Source organism: Pseudomonas sp. AK106, from assembly GCF_053903055.1.
Genome location: NZ_CP096426.1, coordinates 313718 through 337686, shown reverse-complemented (window position 1 = coordinate 337686; position 23969 = coordinate 313718). Strand labels below are relative to the sequence as shown.

Below are 23969 nucleotides of genomic sequence, written 5' to 3'. Positions count from 1 at the left end.
AAGGTATGCACATGAACATCTGCGGCGTAGAAATCAAAGGCAGCGAGGCCATCTTCGCTGTCGCCACCCGCGCGTCCGGCGCGCTCGAACACGTTCCACTGCCAATCAAGAAGATCGCCCTTGAAGACGACGATGAGGCCGCCAACGTGAAATCGTTCGCCCGCCAGATCGAGGCCTTCGTGCGCGATAACGGCATTGGTCACATCGCGATCAAAAAACGCAGCAAGAAAGGCGAGTTTGCCGGCGGCCCGACGACGTTCAAGATCGAGACCATCTTTCAACTGCTGGAAGACTGTGAAGTCATCCTGCTGTCGCCTCAGACGATCAATGCTCAGATGAAGAAGCACAGCTTTGAGCTGCCGACAGCGCTGAACAAATATCAGCATGAGGCTTACAAGGCGGCGTGCTCGGCGTTGATGAAGACTAAGTAGAGAGGTCTGCACCCCATCGCTTGCTCGATGGTTGACCGGGGTTAAAACCGACTGTAGGACCGGCTTTAGCCGGGAAGGCGTCAGGCGCCACCACCTTAAACTGAGGGTGCTCAACCGGACCTATTCCCGGCTGAAGCCGGTCCTACTGAACGAGCCGGAGCCTGAGGAAGAAGGCGGAAGGAGCACGCCGCGCCATTTATACCCAATTATAGTCACGACTATAATTCACAATAATTGGGGTTCAGACAGCCTTCACCTCACGTGTACGCCCTCGGTCCTCCCTCGGGCACACCACAAATCTCCCCCTGTAACTGCGGGTGAAATACGATGGCGATTCAAACCCGCACGCAATACTGACTTCCAGCACGCTCATGTCGCTCTGACGCAGCAGTTGCCTCGCTTTTTCCAGCCGCAGGCCGAGGTAGAAGTTGCTCGGCGTGTCGTTCAGGTGCAGACGAAAGAGCCTCTCCAGCTGACGCCGCGTCACCTGAATCCCTTCCGCCAGTTCCAGCGTGCTCAGCGGCGGCTCGGTGTGCTGCTCCATGACGCCAATCACCTGAACCAGTTTCTTGTTATTGATGCCGTAGCGCGTGGCAATCTGCATGCGCTGGTGGTCTTTGCGCTGACGTATGCGCCCGAGAACGAACTGTTCGGAGACCTTGATCGCCATGTCAGCTCCGTGAGCCTGCCCGATGAGGTCGAGCATCATGTCGATGGAGGCGGTGCCGCCGGCCGACGTAATGCGGCGCCGATCGATCTCGAACAATTCCTGTGTTGCTTGCAGCCGGGGATAGGTTTCCTTGAAGGCGTCCAGCGCTTCCCAGTGCAGGGTCAGGCGATACCCCTCCAACAGACCGGCCTGGGCGAGGACGAAACTGCCGGTGTCGATGGCCCCGAGAGTCACGCCTTCCAGGTCCAGGCGGCGGAGCCAGTGTTCCAGCGTCCCGGTATAAAACTTCAGCGGATCAACGCTGCCCATCACCCACAGCGTTGCGCCTTTTTTCAGTGGCTCCAGTGCGGCATCGGCGTTCACCGACATGCCGTTGCTGGCAATCACCGGACCGCCGTCGGCGCTCAGAATGTGCCAGCGAAACAGCTCGCCACCAAAGCGATTGGCGACGCGCAGCGGCTCCAGCGCCGACACGAAACCCATCATCGAAAAGCCGGGCATGAGCAGAAAGTAGAAATCCTGGGACATCGTTGGCGCGTTCCTTGGGATTTGAGCCTATGGGCGATTTGCGCGAGGCGGGGTCAAAAGCGATCGCGCTTCCCGGACCCGCTCATCAAATACACCTCTTTGCCGATCGGCAGCAACCGCACAGGTCGCTGCTGTGCAAGACCTTGTCGCCGCTGTGCGTTTTGACGGGCTCGCCGCTGCGTAGCTTTGCACCTCAAAAGCGGGCCCCAAACGTCCGCGTCACTGTCTGGCCTGCAAGGAACCTTACCCATGAATCACGACGTCATCATCACCTGCGCACTGACCGGTGCTGGCGACACGACCGGGAAAAGCCACCTGGTTCCGATCACGCCCAAGCAGATTGCCGCAGCCGCAGTCGAGGCCGCGAAGGCCGGGGCGACAGTCGTGCACTGCCATGTGCGCGATCCCGAGACCGGCAAGTTCAGCCGTGACGTCGAGCTGTACCGCGAAACCATGGACCGCATCCGTGAAGCGGACATCGACATCATCGTCAACCTGACGGCAGGCATGGGCGGCGATCTGGAAATCGGCCCGGGCGAACGTCCGACCGAGTTCGGCCCCGGCACTGATCTGGTCGGGCCGCTGACCCGGCTCGCGCACGTCGAAGCGCTGCTGCCGGAAATCTGCACGCTGGATTGCGGCACCCTCAACTTCGGCGATGGCGACACCATTTACGTATCCACGCCCGCGCAACTGCGGGCCGGTGCCAAGCGCATTCAGGAGCTGGGTGTTAAGGCCGAACTGGAGATTTTTGACACCGGCCACCTGTGGTTTGCCAAGCAGATGATGAAAGAAGGCTTGCTCGACAACCCCCTGTTTCAGCTGTGCATGGGCATTCCATGGGGCGCGCCGGCGGACACCACCACGATGAAAGCCATGGTCGACAACTTGCCTGCTGACGCGGTGTGGGCCGCCTTTGGTATCGGGCGCATGCAAATGCCGATGGCGGCGCAGGCGGTATTGCTCGGCGGCAACGTGCGGGTCGGTCTGGAGGACAACATCTGGCTCGACAAAGGCGTGCTCGCCAGCAACGGCGCGCTGGTCGAGCGCGCCAGCGAGATTCTCAGCCGCCTGGGCGCCCGGGTTCTGACCCCGGCCGAGGGCCGCGTGAAGATGGGGCTGAAAAAGCGGTTTTGATCCCCACACAAATCCTACCGCGCAGGAGTGAGCTTGCTCGCGATAACGGTGTGTCAGTCACACATCGGGGCAGATAAGTAGCTATCGCGAGCAAGCTCACTCCCACAAAGGCTTCGACACTTTCTCGAGTAACCGACATGACCTTCATCACCACCATCAAAACCTTCGCGGCCTTGGGCAGCGGTGTCATTGGCAGCGGTTGGGTGGCGCGCGCGCTGGCTCATGGCCTGGACGTCGTGGCCTGGGACCCGGCGCCGGGAGCCGAAGCAGCGCTGCGAAAACGCGTCGCCAACGCCTGGCCAGCGCTTGAGCAAAAGGGCCTGGCATCGGGCGCCTCCCAGGAACGTCTACGCTTCGTCGACACCATCGAAGAGTGTGTTCGCGACGCCGACTTCATTCAGGAAAGCGCCCCGGAGCGCCTTGACCTCAAGCTGGATCTGCACAGCAAGATCAGCGCGGCGGCCAAGCCTGACGCGATCATCGCTTCCAGCACTTCCGGCCTGCTGCCGTCGGAGTTTTACGAAAGCGCCACGCACCCGGAACGCTGCGTGGTGGGCCATCCGTTCAACCCGGTTTATCTGCTACCGCTGGTGGAAGTGGTCGGCGGCAAGAACACCGCGCCGGAAGCGGTGCAGGCAGCGATTCAGGTCTATGCATCACTGGGCATGCGACCGCTGCATGTGCGTAAAGAGGTCCCCGGTTTTATTGCGGATCGCTTGCTCGAGGCGCTGTGGCGTGAGGCCCTGCACCTGGTGAACGATGGGGTGGCGACCACCGGCGAAATTGATGACGCGATTCGTTTCGGCGCCGGCCTGCGCTGGTCATTCATGGGCACCTTTCTGACTTATACCCTGGCCGGTGGCGATGCGGGCATGCGTCACTTCATGGCGCAGTTCGGTCCGGCGTTGCAGTTGCCGTGGACCTATCTTCCGGCACCGGAGCTGACCGACAAGCTGATTGACGACGTGGTCGATGGCACCTCCGATCAGCTGGGTAGCCACAGCATTGCGGCGCTGGAGCGGTATCGCGATGACTGCCTGCTGGCGGTGCTTGAGGCGGTGAAAACCACCAAGGCCAGGCATGGAATGGCGTTTGAGGATTGATACGCCATGCGCCCCATCGTCTGAACTGACGCTTTCGCGAGCAAGGTCACTCCTACAGGGGATCGGGAAATACTGTTCTGATGAGCACCCGAAATGTTGCGGTGTGGCGCTTGCCGTCTTCCCGGCTAAAGCCGGTCCTACATTCGTTCACGCAAAACCTGTGGGAGTGAGCTTGCTCACGAATAGGCCCATTCAGCTCACCACGATTTCAGCCCTGGAACTCCTATGCCTGCGCTCATCACTTACAAAACCCCAGTCCTCGCCGATTGGGTCGACTACAACGGCCACCTGCGCGATGCCTTCTATTTGCTGATTTTCAGCTTCGCCACAGACGCTTTCATGGACCGCATCGGCCTCGCCAGGGATGACCGGGATGCAAGCGGCCACTCGCTGTTCACGCTCGAGGCGCACATCAACTTCCTGCACGAGGTGAAGCTCGGCGAGTCGGTGGAAGTGCGTACGCAAATCGTCGGACACGATGGCAAGCGGGTGCAGATCTATCACGGGCTGTACAAGGCAGACGGGGATGTCGAGCTGGCAGCGAGCGAGCAAATGCTGCTGCATGTGGATCTGGCCGCCGGACCGAAATCGGCGCCGTTCAGTGAGGCGTCGCTGCAGGCCTTGCGCCTGCTCTCGGAAGCTCAACACGATCAGCCTGAGCCAAAGTATGTCGGGCGGATCATTGCCCTGCCTGGCCGGCAACATACCGTGTAGAAGCGCAGATCACGGCCACAAAAAAGCCCGCATCGCTGCGGGCTTCTTCATTTCAGCAAATTGATCAGAAAACGATCAGTTCACTTTGGCGTTCAGCTCGCCTTTGGCATAACGTTCAAACATCTTCTCCAGGGAGATCGGCTTGATCTTGGAGGCGTTGCCGGCGGTGCCGAAGGCTTCGTAACGGGCGATGCACACGTCGCGCATGGCCGAAACGGTTTTCGCCAGGTACTTGCGTGGGTCGAACTCGCTCGGGTTTTTCGCCATGAACTCGCGGATGGCACCGGTGGACGCCAGACGCAGGTCGGTGTCGATGTTGACCTTGCGCACGCCGTGCTTGATGCCTTCAACGATTTCTTCGACCGGCACGCCGTAGGTTTCTTTAATGTCGCCGCCGTACTGGTTGATGATTTTCAGCCATTCCTGCGGAACGGAAGAAGAACCGTGCATTACCAAGTGGGTGTTCGGAATGCGCTTGTGGATCTCTTTAATGCGCTCGATCGCCAAGATGTCGCCGGTAGGCGGCTTGGTGAACTTGTACGCGCCGTGGCTGGTGCCAATGGCGATGGCCAAGGCGTCGACCTGAGTTCGTTTAACGAAATCAGCTGCTTCTTCCGGATCGGTCAGCATCTGGCTGTGATCCAGCATGCCTTCTGCGCCGACGCCGTCTTCTTCACCGGCCATGCCGGTTTCCAGCGAGCCCAGAACACCCAGCTCACCCTCAACCGACACACCGCAGGCGTGAGCCATGGCGACGGTTTCCTGGGTGACGCGTACGTTGTAGTCGTAGTCCGCAGGGCTTTTGCCGTCTTCGCGCAGAGAGCCGTCCATCATCACCGAGCTGAAGCCCAGCTGGATGGAGCGTTGGCAGATAGCAGGGCTGGTGCCGTGGTCCTGGTGCATGACCACCGGGATGTGCGGGAATTCTTCGATTGCCGCCAGGATCAGGTGGCGCAGGAACGGGGCGCCAGCGTATTTGCGCGCACCGGCGGAAGCCTGAACGATCACCGGAGAATCGGTCTTGTCGGCCGCTTCCATAATGGCGCGCATTTGTTCCAGGTTATTCACGTTGAATGCAGGGACGCCGTAACCGAATTCGGCTGCGTGGTCCAACATCTGGCGCATGCTGATAAGTGCCATTGTCTGTCTCTCTCCCGGTGGGGTCGTTAATCGTGCGTGCCGTATTGGCGGCTATTCAAATTATAGGGGTCGATTGCTCAGTCATCGCCCCGGTACAGCCTCGTTCGAACTGCCCGGCCCTTTACGGCGCCTTGCAGCCACGACCGATCAAATCGTTGGTAGCGTCCCAGTAGACCAGGCCTTCGCTGCCTTTGTTGTCAAACGCCAGCACGCCGTTACTGTAGAGCGCGCCGGAAGCTCCGGGCGACGCTTGCAGACGGAATACCTGCTCGCTCTGATTGAGGCGCACATCCACCTCCTTCTTCGCGGCATCGGCGTACTTCCAGAAAATCTCGGCTTTGCTGTCGCAGACCCAATGGGTCCAGGGGGCTGCCGGTTCCGAAGCCTTCATGCTGGCGCAACCGCTCAGCAGCATCAGTGTCGCAAGGGCTAACAAGCCTTTCATTACTACTCCTGAATCCCCTGCATCGCGTGACGGATGTCGATCATGGCAGGGGCAATGCTGTTCCTGTATTCCGGCGCACCGTCAGCTGAGCATCAGTGGTCAACTGAGCATCAGTGACAGGGGACTGGTCCCACGGCAGGCATGAATTCGTATTTTTCCCAGACTTCAGGCCCGCCACGCTTGTAAACGATCGGTACGGTTTCCGCCTGCCAGCCCGCCTGATAGCAGCTGACCTGAAGCAATCCCGGCGCCGCGCTGGACGCCGTTTCCGCTTCAGGCTTGCTTGCGCAGCCGACCAGCAAACCCGCCATGATCAACAGCGGTAATGGCTTGACCATTTCACTCCCCTTCACCTTGGCCGGTCAGGCCTTGGCGCGTTGTTCCAGAACTTCCACGGCAGGCAGAACCTTGCCCTCGACGAACTCGAGGAACGCGCCGCCGCCTGTAGAGATATAGGAGATTTTGTCGCCTACACCGTATTTGTCGATGGCGGCCAAGGTGTCGCCCCCGCCGGCGATAGAAAACGCAGAACTCTCAGCGATTGCGTGAGCCAGCGTCTTGGTGCCTTCGCCGAACTGATCGAACTCAAAAACGCCGACCGGGCCGTTCCAGAGAATAGTCTTGGAAGATTTCAGCAATTCGGCGAAGTGCGCAGCTGTTTGAGGACCGATGTCGAGGATCATGTCGTCCTCGGCCACATCGGCGATCAGCTTGACGGTGGCTTCGGCATCGGCGGCGAATTGCTTGGCAACCACCACGTCGACCGGCAACGGCACGCTGACCTTGGCGGCGATGGCTTTGGCAGTCTCAAGCAGGTCCGGCTCGTACAAGGATTTGCCTACCGGATGACCTGCGGCAGCGAGGAAGGTATTGGCGATGCCACCGCCGACAATCAGCTGATTGCACTTCTGGCTCAGGCTGTTGAGCACGTCCAGTTTGGTGGAGACCTTGGATCCGGCAACGATGGCGGCCATTGGCTGGGCCGGATTGCCCAGAGCCTTGCCCAGTGCGTCGAGCTCGGCAGCCAGCAAAGGGCCTGCGGCAGCGACTTTGGCGAACTTGGCCACGCCGTGGGTCGAGCCTTCCGCACGGTGGGCGGTGCCGAAGGCGTCCATCACGAACACATCACACAAAGCAGCGTACTTCTGCGCCAGCTCGTCAGCGTTCTTCTTTTCGCCCGTATTGAAGCGCACGTTCTCGAACAGCACGATATCGCCCGCCTTGACGTCGACACCGTCCAGGTATTCCGCCACCAGCGGCACTTCACGCCCGAGTGCCTTGCTCAGGTAGTCAGCGACCGGCTTGAGGCTGTTCTCGGCGGAAAACTCACCCTCGGTGGGGCGACCCAGGTGCGAGCAGACCATGACGGCTGCGCCTTTCTCCAGCGCCAGCTTGATGGTGGGCAACGACGCGAGAATGCGGGCATCGCTGGTCACCACGCCGTCTTTGACCGGAACGTTGAGGTCTTCGCGGATCAGTACACGCTTACCTTGCAGATCGAGGTCGGTCATCTTCAACACGGTCATGAGGCATTCCCTGTTTTTACTATTGTTTATGGATGGTGTGCAGGTAGTGATCGGCGACGTCCAGCATGCGATTGGCAAAACCCCACTCATTGTCGAACCAGGCCAGGATGTTCACCAGCCGAGGGCCCGAGACCCGCGTCTGGCTGGCATCGATGATGGCCGAGTGCGGGTCGTGGTTGAAATCGCAGCTGGCATGGGGCAATTCGGTATACGCCAGCAGCCCCTTCAGCGGGCCGCGGGTAGCGGCCTCACGCAGGATACAGTTGACCTCGACAGCATCGGTATCACGAGCGACCTGCAGCGTGATGTCCAGGCACGAGACGTTCACCGTCGGCACACGAACTGCTTTGGCCTGAATTCGGCCGGCAAGTTCCGGAAGCAGCCGCTCGATGCCCCGCGCCAGACCAGTGGACACCGGGATGATCGACTGAAAGGCCGAGCGCGTACGGCGCAAGTCTTCATGATGATAGGCGTCGATGACCGGCTGATCGTTCATCGCCGAGTGAATCGTGGTGATGGTCACGTATTCGAGGCCCAGCTCGCGGTTCAGCAGGTCGAGTAATGGCACGCTGCAATTGGTGGTGCACGACGCGGCAGACACCAGTTGCTCATCGCCCGTCAGGGTTTCCTGATTGATGCCGTAGACGATGGTGGCGTCGACGTCGGCTTCGCTGGCCATGGGCTGGGAAAACAGTACTCGCGGCGCGCGGGCCGAAAGAAAGCGCTCGCCATCGGCACGCGTGTTGTAGACGCCGGAGCATTCGAGCACGAGATCCACGTCGAGTGAGTCCCAGTCGATGCCTTCCGGCGTCGCGCTGCGAAACACTTTGATGACGTGATCGTTGATGTGCAGAAAATCGCCTTCGACCCGCACTTCGCCGGGGAACCGGCCATGTGTGGAGTCAAAGCGCGTGAGGTATTCGAGACTGGCCATGTCGGCCAGGTCGTTGATTGCCACCACTTCAAAGCCCGCCTTCGCACCTCGCTCGCACAGCGCGCGCAGCACGCAGCGGCCGATGCGACCGTAACCATTGAGGGCGACTTTATAAGGGCGTGGCTGAGGCATGGGGTTCTCAAAATCTTGAGTGGTACAGAGAACCTGCAAGCGCGTGGCTCACCCCTCGATCTGCCAGGCTCAGGCAGCAGATCTCAAGACAAGGCACGCGCCTGCAAGGGCAACGCGGTGGTGCTTAGTCTTCCAGCAACTCTTCAGCCGTGGAAAGGACGTTCTCCAGCGTGAAGCCGAACTCTTCGAACAACAGGTTGGCAGGCGCCGACTCGCCGAACGTGGTCATGCCGATCACGCGACCTTCCAGGCCCACGTATTTGTACCAGTAGTCAGCGTGAGCAGCTTCGATGGCGATGCGCGCGCTGACTTCCAGCGGCAGGACCGACTGCTTGTAATCGGCGCTCTGGGTCTCGAAAACGCTGGTGCATGGCATGGAAACCACACGGACGTTCTTGCCGTCTGCGGTCAGCTTGTCGTATGCCTGAACAGCCAGGCCGACTTCGGAACCGGTGGCGATCAGGATCAGATCCGGTTCGCCGCTGCAGTCGCGCAGTACGTAGCCACCGCGGTTGATGTTTTCCAGCTGCTCGGCATCACGCGCCTGATGTTGCAGGTTCTGACGGGAGAAGATCAGCGCCGATGGGCCGTCATCACGTTCAATCGCGTGTTTCCAGGCGATGGCGGATTCAACGGCATCAGCCGGGCGCCAGCAATCCAGGTTCGGCGTGGTGCGCAGGCTGGTCAGTTGCTCGATCGGCTGGTGAGTCGGGCCGTCTTCGCCCAGACCGATGGAGTCGTGGGTGAACACATAGATGATGCGTTTCTTCATCAGCGAGGACATGCGCACGGCGTTGCGGGCGTATTCCATGAAGATCAGGAAGGTCGCGCCGTATGGCACGAAACCGCCGTGCAGGGCGATACCGTTCATGATCGCGCCCATGCCGAACTCACGAACACCGTAGTGCAGGTAGTTGCCGGTGGCGTCTTCGCCGGTGATGCTGCGGCAGCCTTTCCAGATGGTCAGGTTGGAACCTGCCAGGTCAGCCGAGCCGCCGAGGAATTCAGGCAGCAGCGGACCGAAGGCGCTCAAGGCATTCTGGCTGGCCTTGCGGCTGGCGATGGTTTCGCCCTTGGCGTTGACTTCAGCCACGTATGCCGCGGATTTCTCGGCGAAGTCAGCAGGCAGCTCACCGCTCATGCGGCGGATCAGCTCATTGGCTTCGGTCGGGAAGGCAGCGGAGTAGGCAGCGAAACGCTGGTCCCATTCGGCTTCGACAGCCAGGCCTTTTTCCTTGCCGTTCCACTCGCTGTAAATGTCGGCCGGGATTTCGAATGGGCCGTGGGTCCACTTCAGCGCGGCGCGGGTCAGGGCGATTTCGTCAGTGCCCAGCGGAGCGCCGTGGCAGTCTTCCTTGCCCTGCTTGTTCGGCGAACCGAAACCGATGGTGGTCTTGCAGCAGATCAGCGTCGGCTTGTCGCTCTTGTGAGCGGTGTCGATGGCGGTTTTGATCTCGTCGGCGTCATGGCCGTCGACGTTGCGGATGACCAGCCAGCCGTAGGATTCGAAGCGCTTCGGGGTGTCGTCGGTGAACCAGCCCTCGACTTCGCCGTCGATGGAAATCCCGTTGTCGTCGTAGAACGCGACCAGCTTGTTCAGGCGCAGGGTACCGGCCAGCGAAGCCACTTCGTGGGAAATGCCTTCCATCATGCAGCCATCACCCATGAACACATAGGTGTGGTGGTCGACGATGTTGTGGCCTGGACGGTTGAACTGGGCGGCGAGGGTCTTCTCGGCAACCGCGAAACCGACGGCGTTGGCGAAACCCTGACCCAGTGGGCCGGTGGTGGTTTCAACGCCCGGGGTGTAGCCGTATTCCGGGTGGCCCGGCGTGCGGCTGTGCAGCTGACGGAAGTTTTTCAGGTCTTCGATGGACAGGTCGTAACCGGTCAGGTGCAGCAGCGAGTAGATCAGCATCGAGCCGTGGCCGTTGGACAGGATGAACCGGTCGCGGTCGGCAAACATCGGATTGGCTGGGTTGTGCTTCAGATAATCGCGCCAAAGCACTTCAGCGATATCCGCCATGCCCATCGGGGCACCCGGGTGGCCGCTATTGGCCTTTTGCACGGCATCCATGCTGAGGGCACGAATGGCATTGGCTCGCTCACGACGGCTTGGCATCGCTGATCTCCTGGGGCAGATAAAAGTGGGACCGGAAAAAGGCGGCCATTTTCCCTCAGGCACCCTCCGGGGGCAATGACAGATCACACACCATCGGTGTTTTCCTCTGCTGCTGGCGTGTTTTCGTACACCGCACCCAATGCCCGACGGCAAGCGGCAGAATCACGGCGCCGGGGTGCCGCCACTGATCGACCAATATCAAAACTTTTTGATATTGGCCTTGCGACAGCCCCGGTCGATAACTAGACTGCCTGCCTTATGAATCTTCGCGTGCCTGCCATTAGCCATGATGAATGCGACGAGCTGGCTGCCCTGTGCAAAGCCGGCGGCGATCCGCTGCGGCTGAATGTCTTGCGCGCGCTGTCGAACGATTCCTTCGGCGTGCTGGAGCTGGCGCAGATTTTCGCCATTGGCCAGTCCGGCATGAGCCATCACCTCAAGGTACTGGCCCAGGCTGACTTGGTAGCGACGCGGCGTGAAGGCAACGCGATCTTCTATCGACGCGCCCTGCCCCACACCGAACACACCGGCGGCAAGCTGCACGCGGCGATGCTTGAAGAAGCCGACAATCTGCGCCTGCCCGATGATGTACAGACCCGGATCGGGCTGGTGCATCGGCAGCGGGCCAACGCCAGTCAGGACTTCTTCGCACGCACTGCCGAGAAATTTCGGGCCCAGCAGGACCTGATCGCAGGACTGCCGCAATACCGCGACAGCCTGCTGTCGTTGCTGGACAAGCTGAGCTTTCCCGCCGACGCCACGGCGATAGAAGTAGGGCCTGGGGATGGCGGTTTTCTGCCGGATCTGGCGCGGCGTTTTCGGCACGTTACGGGGCTGGACAACAGCCCGGAAATGCTCGATCTGGCGCGCAAGATCTGCACGCAAAAGGCGCTGGTTAACGTCGAGCTGAAACTGGCCGATGCACTGACCAACGCTAATATCTCCGGCAACTGCGTGGTGTTGAATATGGTGTTGCACCATTTCGCCGCGCCCGCCGAAGCGCTCAAACATTTGGCCAACCTGTTGCAACCGAGCGGTAGCTTGCTGGTGACAGAGTTGTGCAGTCATGACCAGAGCTGGGCCAAGGAGGCCTGTGGCGATCTCTGGTTAGGCTTCGAACAGGAAGATCTGGCCCGTTGGGCCATCGCTGCGGGGCTGGTCCCCGGGGAAAGCCTGTACATAGGCTTACGTAATGGTTTCCAGATCCAGGTCCGCCATTTTCAGCGACCGGCTGGCAACACTCACCATCGGTACTAATCAGGAAAACCGTCGAGATGAGCGAATACTCCCTTTTCACCTCCGAGTCCGTGTCTGAAGGACATCCGGACAAAATCGCCGACCAGATCTCCGATGCGGTGCTGGACGCCATCATTGCCCAGGACAAGCAGGCTCGCGTTGCCGTGGAAACCCTGGTCAAGACCGGTGTGGCCATTGTTGCCGGCGAAGTCACCACCACCGCGTGGGTCGACCTGGAGCAGATCGTTCGTGACGTGATCTGCGAGATCGGCTACACCAGCTCCAACGTCGGTTTTGACGGTGCGACCTGCAGCGTGATGAACATCATCGGCAAGCAGTCCCCTGACATCAACCAAGGTGTCGACCGCGCGAAACCTGAAGATCAGGGCGCTGGCGACCAGGGCCTGATGTTCGGCTACGCCAGCAACGAGACCGCCGAGCTGATGCCTGCGCCGATCGCGTTCTCGCACCAGCTGGTGCACCGCCAGGCCGAAGCCCGTAAGTCCGGCCTGCTGCCATGGTTGCGCCCGGACGCGAAATCCCAAGTCACGTGCCGCTATGAAAACGGCATCGTGGTGGGCATCGACGCCGTTGTTCTGTCGACCCAGCACAACCCGGAAGTGTCCTACAAAGATCTGCGCGAAGGCGTGATGGAGCTGATCGTCAAGCACGTGCTGCCGGCCGAACTGCTGCACAAAGACACCCAGTTCCACATCAACCCGACTGGCCAATTCATCATCGGCGGCCCCGTGGGCGACTGCGGTCTGACCGGTCGCAAGATCATCGTCGACAGCTACGGCGGCATGGCCCGTCACGGCGGCGGCGCGTTCTCCGGTAAAGATCCATCCAAGGTCGACCGTTCGGCTGCGTACGCTGGCCGGTACGTTGCCAAGAACATCGTCGCCGCCGGCCTGGCCGAGCGCTGCGAAATTCAGGTTTCCTACGCCATCGGCGTTGCACAGCCGACGTCGATCTCGCTGAACACCTTCGGCACCGGCAAGATCAGCGACGACAAGATCGTCCAGTTGGTCCGCGAGCACTTCGACCTGCGTCCATACGCGATCACCACCATGCTCGACCTGCTGCACCCGATGTACCAGGAAACCGCAGCCTACGGCCACTTCGGCCGCACGCCGCAAACCAAGACCGTGGGCGACGACACCTTCACCACGTTCACCTGGGAAAAAACCGACCGCGCCGACGCATTGCGCGCCGCTGCCGGTTTGTAATACCTGCTGGGTGCATTGCGCCTAGCGGCACCCGGTAAGAGAAAAGCCCCTGGCGATGGAAGTCGTCAGGGGCTTTTTTTTGCTTATTGCCCGGTTAATTAGCGTCAAACGGATAACTGGCCACCAGGATTTACCGGTATCGGCCTAAACCAATTGGCAATGAGTGTTATCGCGACCGGCGATAACGAGCTTCAACCCTTTGATTCACTTGTCATTTCATTCAAGTACATCTCATCAGCAATTTCGGTCGATCCCTGCACTTGTCTCTACGCTGGATTAATAACTGCGAATCTCGCAATTCATCCAGCGTAAAAGGAACTCGATCATGGACGACACCACTACTTCAGTGGTTTACGGAAAGCTATTTCCCGACCAAGTCGCTGACAGATGTTCCTCCGATGCACTTGAGTGCCAATAACTGTCCCATTGCCTACCTGCACGCGCTGTATCAGATGGCGTTAGGTGTTGAAGCGAAGGGCGATCCCCAAAGCAGGATTACTCTCGCCGAGAGGAGGCCGGATATCGGTGAACGAGTGCTTGATCAAGGCAGCCTTTTATCGGCGGCTTACGCCCAGCAGTCTCAATCACGCATGGCTGAGTTATCAAAAAGCACTCAAGCTAATCGGTTCGCTGCCAGAGCGGGTTTCAGTATCGCGATGGGTTGCTGACCCGCTCAAGAATATACAAAGCTGGTCATTTCGGACGCGCAGTAACGAGCGGATTATTAATGCGCGAAAAACGGTGGAGCAAAGACTGTTCAATCTTCGCCACGGGCTGACCATTGACGGCAGGATATTACCCGCCATCGGCTGGCAAACCGAAGGCACAGATGGTCTCAGCATCACCCAGCGCAACGTCGATCATGTGATGAGCACCTACAACAGTGGTCGAGCTCCAGTGGAAATGGAGAATGCCTATCTGCATAGCCGAGAGCGCCGCCTGACGATCAAAAAGACCATCGATATGAAAGGCAAGCAAACGGATGCTGCATGGCTGGCCACGATAAGCGGCTTGGCCACCACGCCTATTACCCTGGAGCTCAAGGCTGTCGATTTAGACAAAAACTACCCAGGTCATTATCTGCGTCAACTCAAGCACGTTTCTATCTCTTTCGTCATGACGTCGAGTAGTGGCATGGACTTGGAAAACATCATTGCCATTCTGACTCAAGTAGATAGCACAACGCTGGTCGAACCCACTGAAGAGGGGTTGGGTTATCTCTACAACGCGACAAAAGCGCCGCCGGAAATCAAGCGCAGTTTGCGCGCTAACCAGCAAATTGCATCGTCGTCTCAAGTCGCTGATGATGGATTGGGACTAGGCAAGGATGGCTGGATGTATGAGCTGTTGTTCCGTGACGGCCGTTAATAACCATTTGAAGGTTCGGCTGCCATTTCCCGCTGGAAACTGAGTTTTCCGGACGCTGAATTTGCGAGGCCACTCATCAGCGCCGACAAGAAAACCGCTCTCGTAAAAATCCAGATTCACCTTGTTTAGACAGCGGTAGAAGGAGGCAATGAATTCACTGAAAAAGTGAAAGCCATTATGCCAACCTGATAGTTGGCAGCAGCACCTTAAAGCAGCTGTTAGCTGGAAGACCTATGAAATCCCTCAAACGAAACTCGTTGGGGATTTCTGTACACTGAAAACTTATAAATATATAGCGGAGTGACGCTGCCCTGCACTCCAGCAACCTGGGAGTCAAGAAAGCTTTATAGTTAGACACATTCGCGATTACTGTTATAGCGACAGGCGATAGCCGTAGCTAATCCACTGTTTCATATAGCCTTTAGCAAATAGCACTTCGTCTGGCATTTCTACAGATCGCGGCCCCCGCGTCTACCCTGAGTATTAGTTGCGATCCCGCAATCTAATCCCGCGTGTATAGGAATACGATCATGGACGACACAATCACTTCAGCCGTGTTCAGAGAGCTCTTTCCCGAACAAGTCTCCGATACATGCTCTTCTGATGCACTGGAGGCCAATAACAGCCCGCTCGCCTATCTTCACGCGCTTTACCACCAAGCACTAGAGCTTGAAAAGCTTGGCGACGCCGCTACTCAGATCAGGCTCGCCACACGGCGCCCGGATATAGGCGAACGGGTACTTGATGAAGGCAGTCTTGAAGCCCACATACCCGCGCTAACCCTGGTCATAGAGGCGATGACACGTGAGGCAAAACTCCACGTAGGGGACAAAACCGTCCTGTCAGAGCGAATCGCCAACGCACAGTACCCTGTGCAGTTACCCTTTCATTATCCCCTTGAACAAATCAACGCCGTACTTAGCGTTAGACAGTCCTCCCTGTTTAATCTGCTACAGCAGACTGATTATGCCTACCCCAACTTCGTTTACGGAAACCTACGAACCGATCAACTGCGTAATATCATGCGCAAAGCCACCGGATTCAGTCCCGCACTGCAAGCGTTATTGCTGGAAAAAAGCGACAGCACAGTTGCCGACTTTTTGCTAAAGCGCTACGGCGTGACAGGCACTGCGGAGCACGCGCTGGAACGATTGAGTGATGTCGAATTTCTTGCGCGGCAAACAGGGTTGAAGCCGGAAGATATTGTTGATTTGCTCGCTGTGTCCGGCGTAGCAGACGAGGGCCAGGAGGCATTTACCGCTGTTAAACAGTCAAGCGCCTACTTGCCAGCCGGTAAGAACACGGCGCCGATCGCGGGACACATTTTCGGCGCAGCTTTTATCAATAACGCCACTGCCCCCGCCCTTACGCTGCAAGACACGTTAAGCGGAGCAGGTATCTCACTGCGAATCAAAGGCGCCAATGCGGACCACCTCGGCCGCATCCACAAAATCATTCACCTGCAACACGCCCTGCAGTTGCCCTACTCGGAAGTAGATCTTCTGGTCATGGCCGCGCTGCGCGCGGAAGGTCAGACCAAAGACTTCACCATTACGGAAAACACCCTCAGGGCATTGGGCGTATTCAAACACCTGCGAAATGAATATCAGATTTCTGCCGAGCAATTCGCGGCGCTGATAGATGAGGTGACGCCTTATGCCGTAGGTGAAACCAAGCCGTTTCTCAATAGAGTACTTGATGGCCCAGTGGCAGGCACGCTGGCAGAAATCGATACGCCGCTGGTGCTCGATGCACGGGTGTTTGAACTCCCCACGACCACGGGCGTCGAGAATGCTGCACCAAACCCCATGATCGCTGAACTCTGCAGAGCGTTCGCGCTTGAAGAGAACGTGGCAATTCTATATCTGAACCAGATCAAACGGACGTTGGGCGTGAAACAGCATGCCCTGACGCTTGGGGTCTTTTCGTCGTTATACCGTCTTACTCGATTGCCGCGACTTATGCGCCTGGGCATGAACGAGGGCGCCAGCCTGATCGCACTGCTCGACGCCGCTAACCCTCAGGTCATGGCACAACTGGCTGGCAAACCGGTGATTGCCAGCGATGAAAAGACGACCGACGTCCTCGATGTATTGATTGGCCTTGCGAATCTGGACCACTGGCTGCGCGAGCACAGGATCACGCCGACCGCGCTTTTGAGTTGGCTCACGCCCTACCCCGCTAACATACCCGCCAGCCTTAAATCGTATTTCGCTTTGGATGCGCGCATCCAACGCACCGTTCTTGACGCTGTCCCGCGAATCAAATCGTCACTGGTCACCGAGTCGGGCCTCGCTCAGACCGCTGGGGCGGGTGTAATGCTCATATCGGGTTCATGGCTGGACACGCTGTCCGCTTACATTGACAGCAGCGGCCTTATTAAATCGTTTGCCCTGGAGACCTCCGGTCCCCTCGCCAGTCAATTGACCGAGGCGATGGTAGGCAAAGTTGCTAGCACTTCCGGCCTGCTCATAGCCAAAGCCAATTTGGTGGAGATAGCTGATGGTCTTGGGTCGCTCATACAAAACGCAGTGATCGCCCAAGAAGATGCGGTAAAGCACATCATTGGCGCAGCGTTTGGTAAATCGAACGATGTCCTGGCCCTGAAGCCTGAACATGCTCTGCCATTACTGCAGTGGGTGAGCGTCTCGCGCCTTGAGGTCCTCGCTGGAATCCTCGAAGCAGAATCCGGTCCACCAGAGCAATCCGGTGCGACCGCAAATGGCCTTGATGTCGCGCTATGGAGCAATCTCGCTCGCCATGCGCAGGTGATCAAGCATTTCAAGTTGAGCGCAGCAGGCTTGAGCGCGCTGCTGAATAAGCCCGAATGGTTTTCGCTTGAACAAACCACGCTGGATAACACGGCGCCGTCAACAGTGCTGCCTGTGTTGAATCTCGATCTGTGCTACCAGATCGGGCATTACCACGACTGGGTGTCCAAATGTGAAGAAAATGGTTTTGAAGAGAAAGACGCGCTGGCCTTCTTCGGCAACATTCCAGCCGCCGACGATACCGAGGCAGTCGTCGCTTCGTCCCAGCGTTTAGGAAAATTGACGGGCTGGTCCGAGAGCGAAGCCTTGTCGCTGATGTCTTCGTTGCAAAAAGTGAAAGAACATCCGTTGGAAGCAAGTCTATTGTCAGCACAGCCCGTCAAGGCCGTGGCCACATTTGATGACTTCCTAAAATTGCTCAAACCTGCTGAGAAAGCGCTCTACGATCGCTGGGAGCAAAGGCCCAGAGGCGCAATGGCCGAATTGCTTAATTTGTACATGTTGGAAAACAGAACATCGAGCGGAGGCACAGAGGCTGACATTGAACGCGGAATGTACGACAAATTCAAAACATTCATGAGCGATAACCCGGCGCCTCTGCGAGTGTTTGCGAGCCAATATTTGCCAGAAACGAAGCCTACCCTGTGGAAAGAAATGGAGCTATATCAAAGAAATAAATCTCCGCTGACCTTGACGAAATATGACCCGGAAAGTTTGGAGCCTGAGTTAGGAAAGCTTGAGCCTCAAGTAGCATCAGGTCTGAAAAGCACCTTAAGCGACATTGATTACGTGCTGAGATCACAGCGCCTTTGCACTTTGACGAAATTGCGGTTCCGTTCAGTTCTGGACATGTACAGGCTTGACAGGAACGCGACATTTGATGCGTATCGAAATACCGCGCGGCTGTTACTGGGTGCATGTAGCGAGATGGAGTCAGCGTCGGTCCAGTCACTCTTGCAGGAAAAGTGGTGTGATGCATTGGCGGGTTACCTGCTAGGACATTGGGCGCCCTCCACTGACGCTACCAAAACGCAGATTAATTCGTTCGATGACCTGTCCAACTACTTTCTGACAGATATCCTGGTCAGCTCAGCTGCCACTACCTGCGTTGCCATTAAGCATATTGCCAGTCTGCAGCATTATTTGCACAGGCTGTTTGCCCGTCTGGAACCTGGCTATTTGAATGCCGCAATTCCGGAAGCCGCCTCGACGGTGTGGCGAGAGTACATGAGTGAATATGGACTATGGAAAATCTGGAAAACTCAGATCAACCACCCGGAAAATTTAATTTATTATGCAAACCGGCCAAATAAAACCGCCGCATTCCAATCCCTGGAAGTCGAGCTCAACCAAGGCAAGCTTGATCCCGCACTACTGCAAACTGCCATTACCAGCTACCTGACTAAGTTTGAACAGACCAGCAACCTGCAGGTTGTTAGCGGGTATTTGGACGGCGTAGATCCTAAAAGCGACACTTATCATTTTATTGGCAAAACCAACACGTCGCCCCCTGAGTACTACTGGCGCTCGGTAGACATGGGCCTGCGTGATGACAAAGAACGCTTGAGCCCGCTGGCTTGGACGGAGTGGGAAAAGATTAGCGTCGCACCTGGTGGCCAAATCACACAAAGCAGCTACAGAGAGATAACAAGGGACAAGAAGACCATCAAACACACTTGTGACACGATCCGCCCGGTGATGATCGAGGGGCGGCCTTATGTATTTTGGGTTGAGCGCGGGACGGTAGGCCTTCCCAGCGCCGATGAGAAAAACCAGACGCCTACCAAGTTCAAGAAGCTGACTGTTCAGTACATTTACAAACAAAGCGATGGTTTTTGGTCACCGCCTAATGAGCTTCTCTGCCTGGATGGTACAAAAGACGGGGAACGTTTGCCGGATGCAGATAATGCTTATCTGAAAGACGATACCTATGTGCCCGGCCTGGTCGCACTGGTGGACTCGGAAGGAGAACGCGCCAAGGATCCTTGGTTGAGAGTGATGCTCTATGACTGCGCCTATACCGCCCAAAACGAAACGGCAGAGGCCGCGAGCTGCGGAACTTTTCACAAAGATTATTTCATCGAGTCTAGGGACTTGCTGCTCATTGATAAGAAAGAGTCCTCGAGCGGGAAAATCGCGGAATCTTTCAGCAAATCAGCTTATAAAGCTTTCGGTGATATCAGAAAGATCCAACACCCGGACTCGATGAATAAAAACGGGATGAATCGTCGCGAGCAAGAATGGGGCATGATACTTTTTGCGCTAGAAAAATATAATGAACACTCGCTATCAACCCCAAATTTTAATCCGTGGGTAGTAGATGAGATCTACAATTACCTGGACAGTGGCGCAGGCAGTGAACTTATAGATAAACCCACAGGATTTCACGAAAAATTCGCCAAAGCATATCCTTTCTTACTGCAAATTCCTTTCTGGGCTGTCGACAGCACAAGATTTAAAATTGTTGAGATCACCGTTAAAGGAATGACGGGCGGTGTGACAGTCGAAGACGTTAGTACCCTTGAAAAAATCCCCCTAGTAGCACCCGGCACTCATAATAAACAATCCTCTTCCGAAAAGAATCAATTCTTTGCAAACTTGAACTTGCCCATGACGCTAGACGCAGCACGCAAACGTGAAAACGTGATACAGATCACTGCTCACTACCCTAAATCAATCATAAAAAAATCTGTCGCCCCAACGGTTAGTTATATTGGTATCAATGCTGAATTTTCTTCAGCCCTTTGCCATTATAGAGTCACCTGCCAGCAGAACAACATCTCTTATACCCCAGGAGAGCCATGCACCCTCCTGATCAAACTGGAAACCACCGATAAAAAATTTATTCGCGTGGGTTACTCGGTAACCGCCCACCAACAATATATCTCTGAACAGTTTGATCCTGACGAGACAACCACCATCAACCTTCAAAGCAGGACTTACAGCGTTAAGCTAAAAAAAGCCGACTATTTGTTTGAAGAAAGTTTCAGGATAGAGCTTTTCACGCTCCCTCCGAAACTTATAAAGTCGTTGCCAATGCAAATAATCGTCAACCCGGCAGCCTATGAAAAGATAGACCTCCGACTGTATGCCAAGGGACCTAACGAGAACTCCTTCAGTAGATTGACCGAGGAAAGCGTTGTGGCCAACGGCCAAGCGGTTATCAGCCAGGAGTACATTTGTGCAACTTCGGGCCCTTATATGTTTGCTCTTTGTGAAGCAGGCGATCCCATGCAGAACGTCTTCTCCACTTTCGACTTCCAGACGGCGGATTTGGAGGAGGAGTGGAAGATCGCGATAAAAAGGGATGACCAACAAGCGCAGTACCTGGACTTGAGCTCAGTCGCCGAGCGCAGCCCCGTCCTCCCCTCAAACGCCATTCGGCTAAATACGTTATTTGGCAAACAGCTGGTGTCCCGCGCAACGCGCAGTGTTGAACGCGCACTTGAATGGGAGGCGCAATGCATTGAGGAACCGACTATTGATGACAGCATCCCCACGCCTCGGGTCGACTTCCATGGCGCCAATGGCGCGTATTTCCGCGAATTGTTCCTGCATTTGCCGAATCTCGTAGCCACTCGCCTGAGCGAACAACAACAATTCGATGAGGCTGAGCGTTGGTACACCCAGTATTTGTTCGACCCCTACAGAACACAGAAAGACGAAAAACAGCGTCCGCCCTTCTGGAACACCCGTCCCCTCGCGGATGCGGGGACAGGTACCTCAGAGTTGCAAAAGGTGGTGAACCCCACGACCAGAGCTTTCATTCTGTCGCGATACAACCGGCAAGCGGTGTTCCTTTCGATGGTGGAAAACTGGCAGCGCCAGGGCGACCATTTTTACCGTCAACTTACCCCGAGCACGCTCAATCACGCTTGGCTAAGCTATCAAAAAGCGCTGAAGCTGATCGGGCCCTTACCAGAGCGCACGGCGGTGTCGCGTTGGGTGCCTACCGCACTGAGCCAACTGGAAGGCTCGGCATTCCGTATGCCGATCAATGAACGCGTTATAGAAACGCGGAAAATAATCGAACATCGCCTGTTCAATCTACGCCACGGCCTGACGCTGGACGGAAAACTGCTGCCGGTCATGGACTGGCGCACAGAAGGCACAGACCCTTTCGGGTTCGCCCAACGAGGCATCGGTCATCTCATCAGCAGCTACAACAGCGACCGCATGCAAATACCGGCCTACCGGTTCAGACAGTTGATCCCCATGGCCCGAGCTGCGGTACAGCAACTTCAGGACATGGGTCGGCATTACATGAAGCTGATGGAGGATGAGTTCAACACTACCCTTTCCGTGCTGCTAAAACAGCAGGAGATCAGAATCTCCGATTTCACATTAAGACTTAAGCAGGAGGCAATCAACTCGGTCAAGGCTAAAATGGAAACATTGTTGATAAGCAAGGAGATAGCGACTTTCAAGAAGGATCACTTCACAAATCTGATTGAAGTTGGGCGGTCTGCAAGGGAGGAGGCGGCAACAGGCCTGCAGTGGACGGCGGCAATACTGGAAAACACTTCAATGCCGCCAAAGCTTCTTGCCAGTGCAATCAAGGCAGTGGTGCCGAACATTTATGGCTTGGCAGTCGGCGGAAATGAACCTTCAAAAACCATTGACACGTTCTCTGAGTTGGCCGAAATCGGTGCTAAAGCCTCCAAGTATCTTGCAGACAAACTCCTTGTTGAAGCGGGCTACGAACGCCGGGCGAACGGATGGACATTCGAACAGGGCCTCGCAGCGTTGGATATTCAGTCCATCGACCTGCAGCTGAAAGAAACCAATATCGAACTAAACGTAGCCACCTTATCTATGGATGAGGCCCGTACCTATCGCAAAAACCTCGAAGAAGCCCACATGGCCATGACGACCGGCTTCACCATCATCCCCATCTACAACTGGCTCGTCGCCCGTCAGGAACTGCTCTATGCACCAGCCTATGACGCCGTCTTGTCGTTGTGCCTGAGCGCCGAAGCCGCCTGGCGTTACGAGATCGGCGATTACAAACGACCTGCGTTTGTTAAGACCAGCGCATGGATCGACTCCTACAAAGGCATGCTGGCGGGCGAGTCGTTGCTGGTCGATTTGCAGGAAATGGAAAATGCGTACCTGCAAAGCAATGAGCGTCGCTTGACGATCAGAAAAACGATCAATATATGGGAGGCGCAGACTGATACAGGTCTCAAGATCCTTAAGGGGCTGAAGAGCACCCCTCTGACATGCGACATTAAATCCGCCGACTTCGACCGGAGCTATCCTGGCCATTACCTGCGGCAGCTCAAGCACGTATCGGTTTCGTTCGTAATGGCTGCCGAAGCCGGCGATACCATGAAAGAGGTCAGCACGATTCTGACCCAAACCGACAGCACGACGCTGATCGAGCCTGTCAAAGATGGGGCTGAGCATCTTTACGGTCTAGCCACCAAACCACCTGCCAGCGTTAAACGTAATTTACGAGCGCAACAGCAAATCGCCCTATCGTCAGGCACTGCAGATGACGGATTGGGTTTTGGGCCAGGGGATTGGGTATATGAACTGATGTTCCACGATGGCCGGTATTTGCCATTCGAGGGCACCGGTGCGATATCGCGCTGGCAGCTGAGCTTTCCTGACGAGCAATTCGTCAAGTCATTGGTCAACGGGGATAAAGCGCTGGTTAAGAGCATCCAGCTTCATATGGTCTACACCGCAGTAGACGGCGGTAAAGACTTCACTGACAAGGTGAAAGCGCTGCGAGACAAGCCGTAACCGCAACAAGCGCCACGTCGGGGGTCATGATCATTTCATGGCCTTTGACGATTACCTGGATTCAGCCCATTTCCGTGGGCTGAATACGTATTAACCCCGCCGCGCCACCAATAAAAACGACGCCGCACTCGCCAACAACCCCGCACACCCCCGATTGAACAGCCGCTTGCCACCCGCCTGGGCAAACAACCGACGCGCATGCACCCCCATCCAGCAGTACAGCGCGATGGCGATACATTCCAGCACCAGAAACATCGCCCCCAGTTGTGCGAACTGAGTGGTGACCACGCCGGAACGATCCACAAACTGCGGCAGGAACGCCGTAAACAACAGAATGGCTTTGGGATTGCCGATGGCGACCAGAAACTCCTGGCGCGCCAGTCTCGTCACTCCGGCCTGCGCGCCGGCTTCGACATCGTGCGCCTCGCATGGCGCTCGCCACAGTTGTAAAGCCAGATAGAACAGATACGCCGCCCCCACAATCTTGATCGTATGAAACAGCCACTCGGACGTATGCAGCACCGCTGTAAGCCCAACCGCTGCCAGCGCGATCATGATCGCGAATGCCAGCAACCGACCAATGCCGCCCGAACAGGCACTGATAAATCCGTAGCGCGACGCATTGCTGATGGAGAGCAGATTGTTCGGGCCCGGCGCCATGTTCAGGGCGAAACAGGCGGGGATGAAAACAGCGAGGGTCGACAGGTCCATGGCAGTGTCTCTTCCAGTTGC

The 23969-nt window shown here is 56.8% G+C and carries 16 protein-coding genes and 1 pseudogene; 9 read left to right on the top strand and 8 right to left on the bottom strand.

What is annotated here, in order from left to right; genetic code table 11:
- The first annotated feature begins 11 nt into the window (after window positions 1-11).
- Entirely contained in the window at window positions 12-431 is a 420-nt protein-coding gene (locus M1E04_RS01535; RefSeq protein WP_192135022.1) for a DUF3010 family protein, read from the top strand.
- 241 nt (window positions 432-672) lie between these two features.
- Here the strand turns inward: M1E04_RS01535 and M1E04_RS01530 are convergent, their stop codons facing one another.
- Window positions 673-1629 (bottom strand): GlxA family transcriptional regulator, encoded by a 957-nt coding sequence (locus tag M1E04_RS01530; protein WP_192135024.1) that lies wholly within the window; start codon window positions 1627-1629, stop codon window positions 673-675.
- 249 nt (window positions 1630-1878) lie between these two features.
- On the opposite strand from M1E04_RS01530, the gene M1E04_RS01525 reads away from it, so the two are divergent.
- From M1E04_RS01525 to M1E04_RS01515, 3 genes are all read left to right on the top strand, one after another.
- Entirely contained in the window at window positions 1879-2766 is an 888-nt protein-coding gene (locus tag M1E04_RS01525; protein ID WP_456292270.1) for a 3-keto-5-aminohexanoate cleavage protein, read from the top strand.
- 137 nt (window positions 2767-2903) lie between these two features.
- On the top strand, window positions 2904-3869 hold the full coding sequence (locus M1E04_RS01520; protein ID WP_369319190.1) for an L-carnitine dehydrogenase: 966 nt from the start codon (window positions 2904-2906) through the stop codon (window positions 3867-3869).
- Between the two features lie 225 nt (window positions 3870-4094).
- On the top strand, window positions 4095-4583 hold the full coding sequence (locus M1E04_RS01515) for a thioesterase family protein (RefSeq protein WP_369319191.1): 489 nt from the start codon (window positions 4095-4097) through the stop codon (window positions 4581-4583).
- 75 nt (window positions 4584-4658) lie between these two features.
- On the opposite strand, the gene fba is transcribed toward M1E04_RS01515, so the two are convergent.
- From fba to tkt, 6 genes are all read right to left on the bottom strand, one after another.
- Complete coding sequence (gene fba / locus M1E04_RS01510; RefSeq protein ID WP_065991242.1) at window positions 4659-5723, bottom strand: class II fructose-bisphosphate aldolase; 1065 nt, start codon at window positions 5721-5723, stop codon at window positions 4659-4661.
- A 121-nt stretch (window positions 5724-5844) separates the two neighbouring features.
- Window positions 5845-6168, bottom strand: a complete 324-nt coding sequence (locus M1E04_RS01505) for an MliC family protein (protein ID WP_065991241.1) — start codon at window positions 6166-6168, stop codon at window positions 5845-5847.
- Between the two features lie 110 nt (window positions 6169-6278).
- Entirely contained in the window at window positions 6279-6506 is a 228-nt protein-coding gene (locus M1E04_RS01500; protein WP_065991240.1) for a putative periplasmic lipoprotein, read from the bottom strand.
- 24 nt (window positions 6507-6530) lie between these two features.
- Window positions 6531-7694, bottom strand: coding sequence for a phosphoglycerate kinase (locus M1E04_RS01495; protein ID WP_192135032.1), 1164 nt, complete (start codon window positions 7692-7694; stop codon window positions 6531-6533).
- 19 nt (window positions 7695-7713) lie between these two features.
- Window positions 7714-8760, bottom strand: a complete 1047-nt coding sequence (gene epd / locus M1E04_RS01490) for an erythrose-4-phosphate dehydrogenase (protein ID WP_456292269.1) — start codon at window positions 8758-8760, stop codon at window positions 7714-7716.
- A 124-nt stretch (window positions 8761-8884) separates the two neighbouring features.
- On the bottom strand, window positions 8885-10882 hold the full coding sequence (gene tkt / locus M1E04_RS01485; protein ID WP_456292268.1) for a transketolase: 1998 nt from the start codon (window positions 10880-10882) through the stop codon (window positions 8885-8887).
- 258 nt (window positions 10883-11140) lie between these two features.
- Between tkt and M1E04_RS01480 the strand changes: the two genes are divergently transcribed.
- The 5 genes and pseudogenes from M1E04_RS01480 to M1E04_RS01460 all read left to right on the top strand — a co-directional run bounded on the left by M1E04_RS01480 (window position 11141) and on the right by M1E04_RS01460 (window position 23237).
- Window positions 11141-12139 carry an ArsR/SmtB family transcription factor gene (locus M1E04_RS01480; protein WP_192135035.1) on the top strand — a complete coding sequence of 333 codons (999 nt, stop codon included), beginning with the start codon at window positions 11141-11143 and terminating at the stop codon, window positions 12137-12139.
- 17 nt (window positions 12140-12156) lie between these two features.
- Window positions 12157-13347: a methionine adenosyltransferase gene (gene metK / locus M1E04_RS01475; protein ID WP_065991235.1), complete on the top strand. Its 1191-nt coding sequence runs from the start codon at window positions 12157-12159 to the stop codon at window positions 13345-13347.
- 398 nt (window positions 13348-13745) lie between these two features.
- Window positions 13746-13847: pseudogene (locus M1E04_RS01470) on the top strand (hypothetical protein); the annotation flags it as partial.
- A 37-nt stretch (window positions 13848-13884) separates the two neighbouring features.
- Complete coding sequence (locus M1E04_RS01465; RefSeq protein WP_456292267.1) at window positions 13885-14715, top strand: Tc toxin subunit A-related protein; 831 nt, start codon at window positions 13885-13887, stop codon at window positions 14713-14715.
- 530 nt (window positions 14716-15245) lie between these two features.
- Complete coding sequence (locus M1E04_RS01460; protein ID WP_456292266.1) at window positions 15246-23237, top strand: Tc toxin subunit A-related protein; 7992 nt, start codon at window positions 15246-15248, stop codon at window positions 23235-23237.
- A gap of 90 nt (window positions 23238-23327) precedes the next feature.
- On the opposite strand, the gene M1E04_RS01455 is transcribed toward M1E04_RS01460, so the two are convergent.
- Window positions 23328-23948 (bottom strand): LysE family translocator, encoded by a 621-nt coding sequence (locus M1E04_RS01455; protein ID WP_192135043.1) that lies wholly within the window; start codon window positions 23946-23948, stop codon window positions 23328-23330.
- Between the last annotated feature and the right edge of the window lie 21 nt (window positions 23949-23969).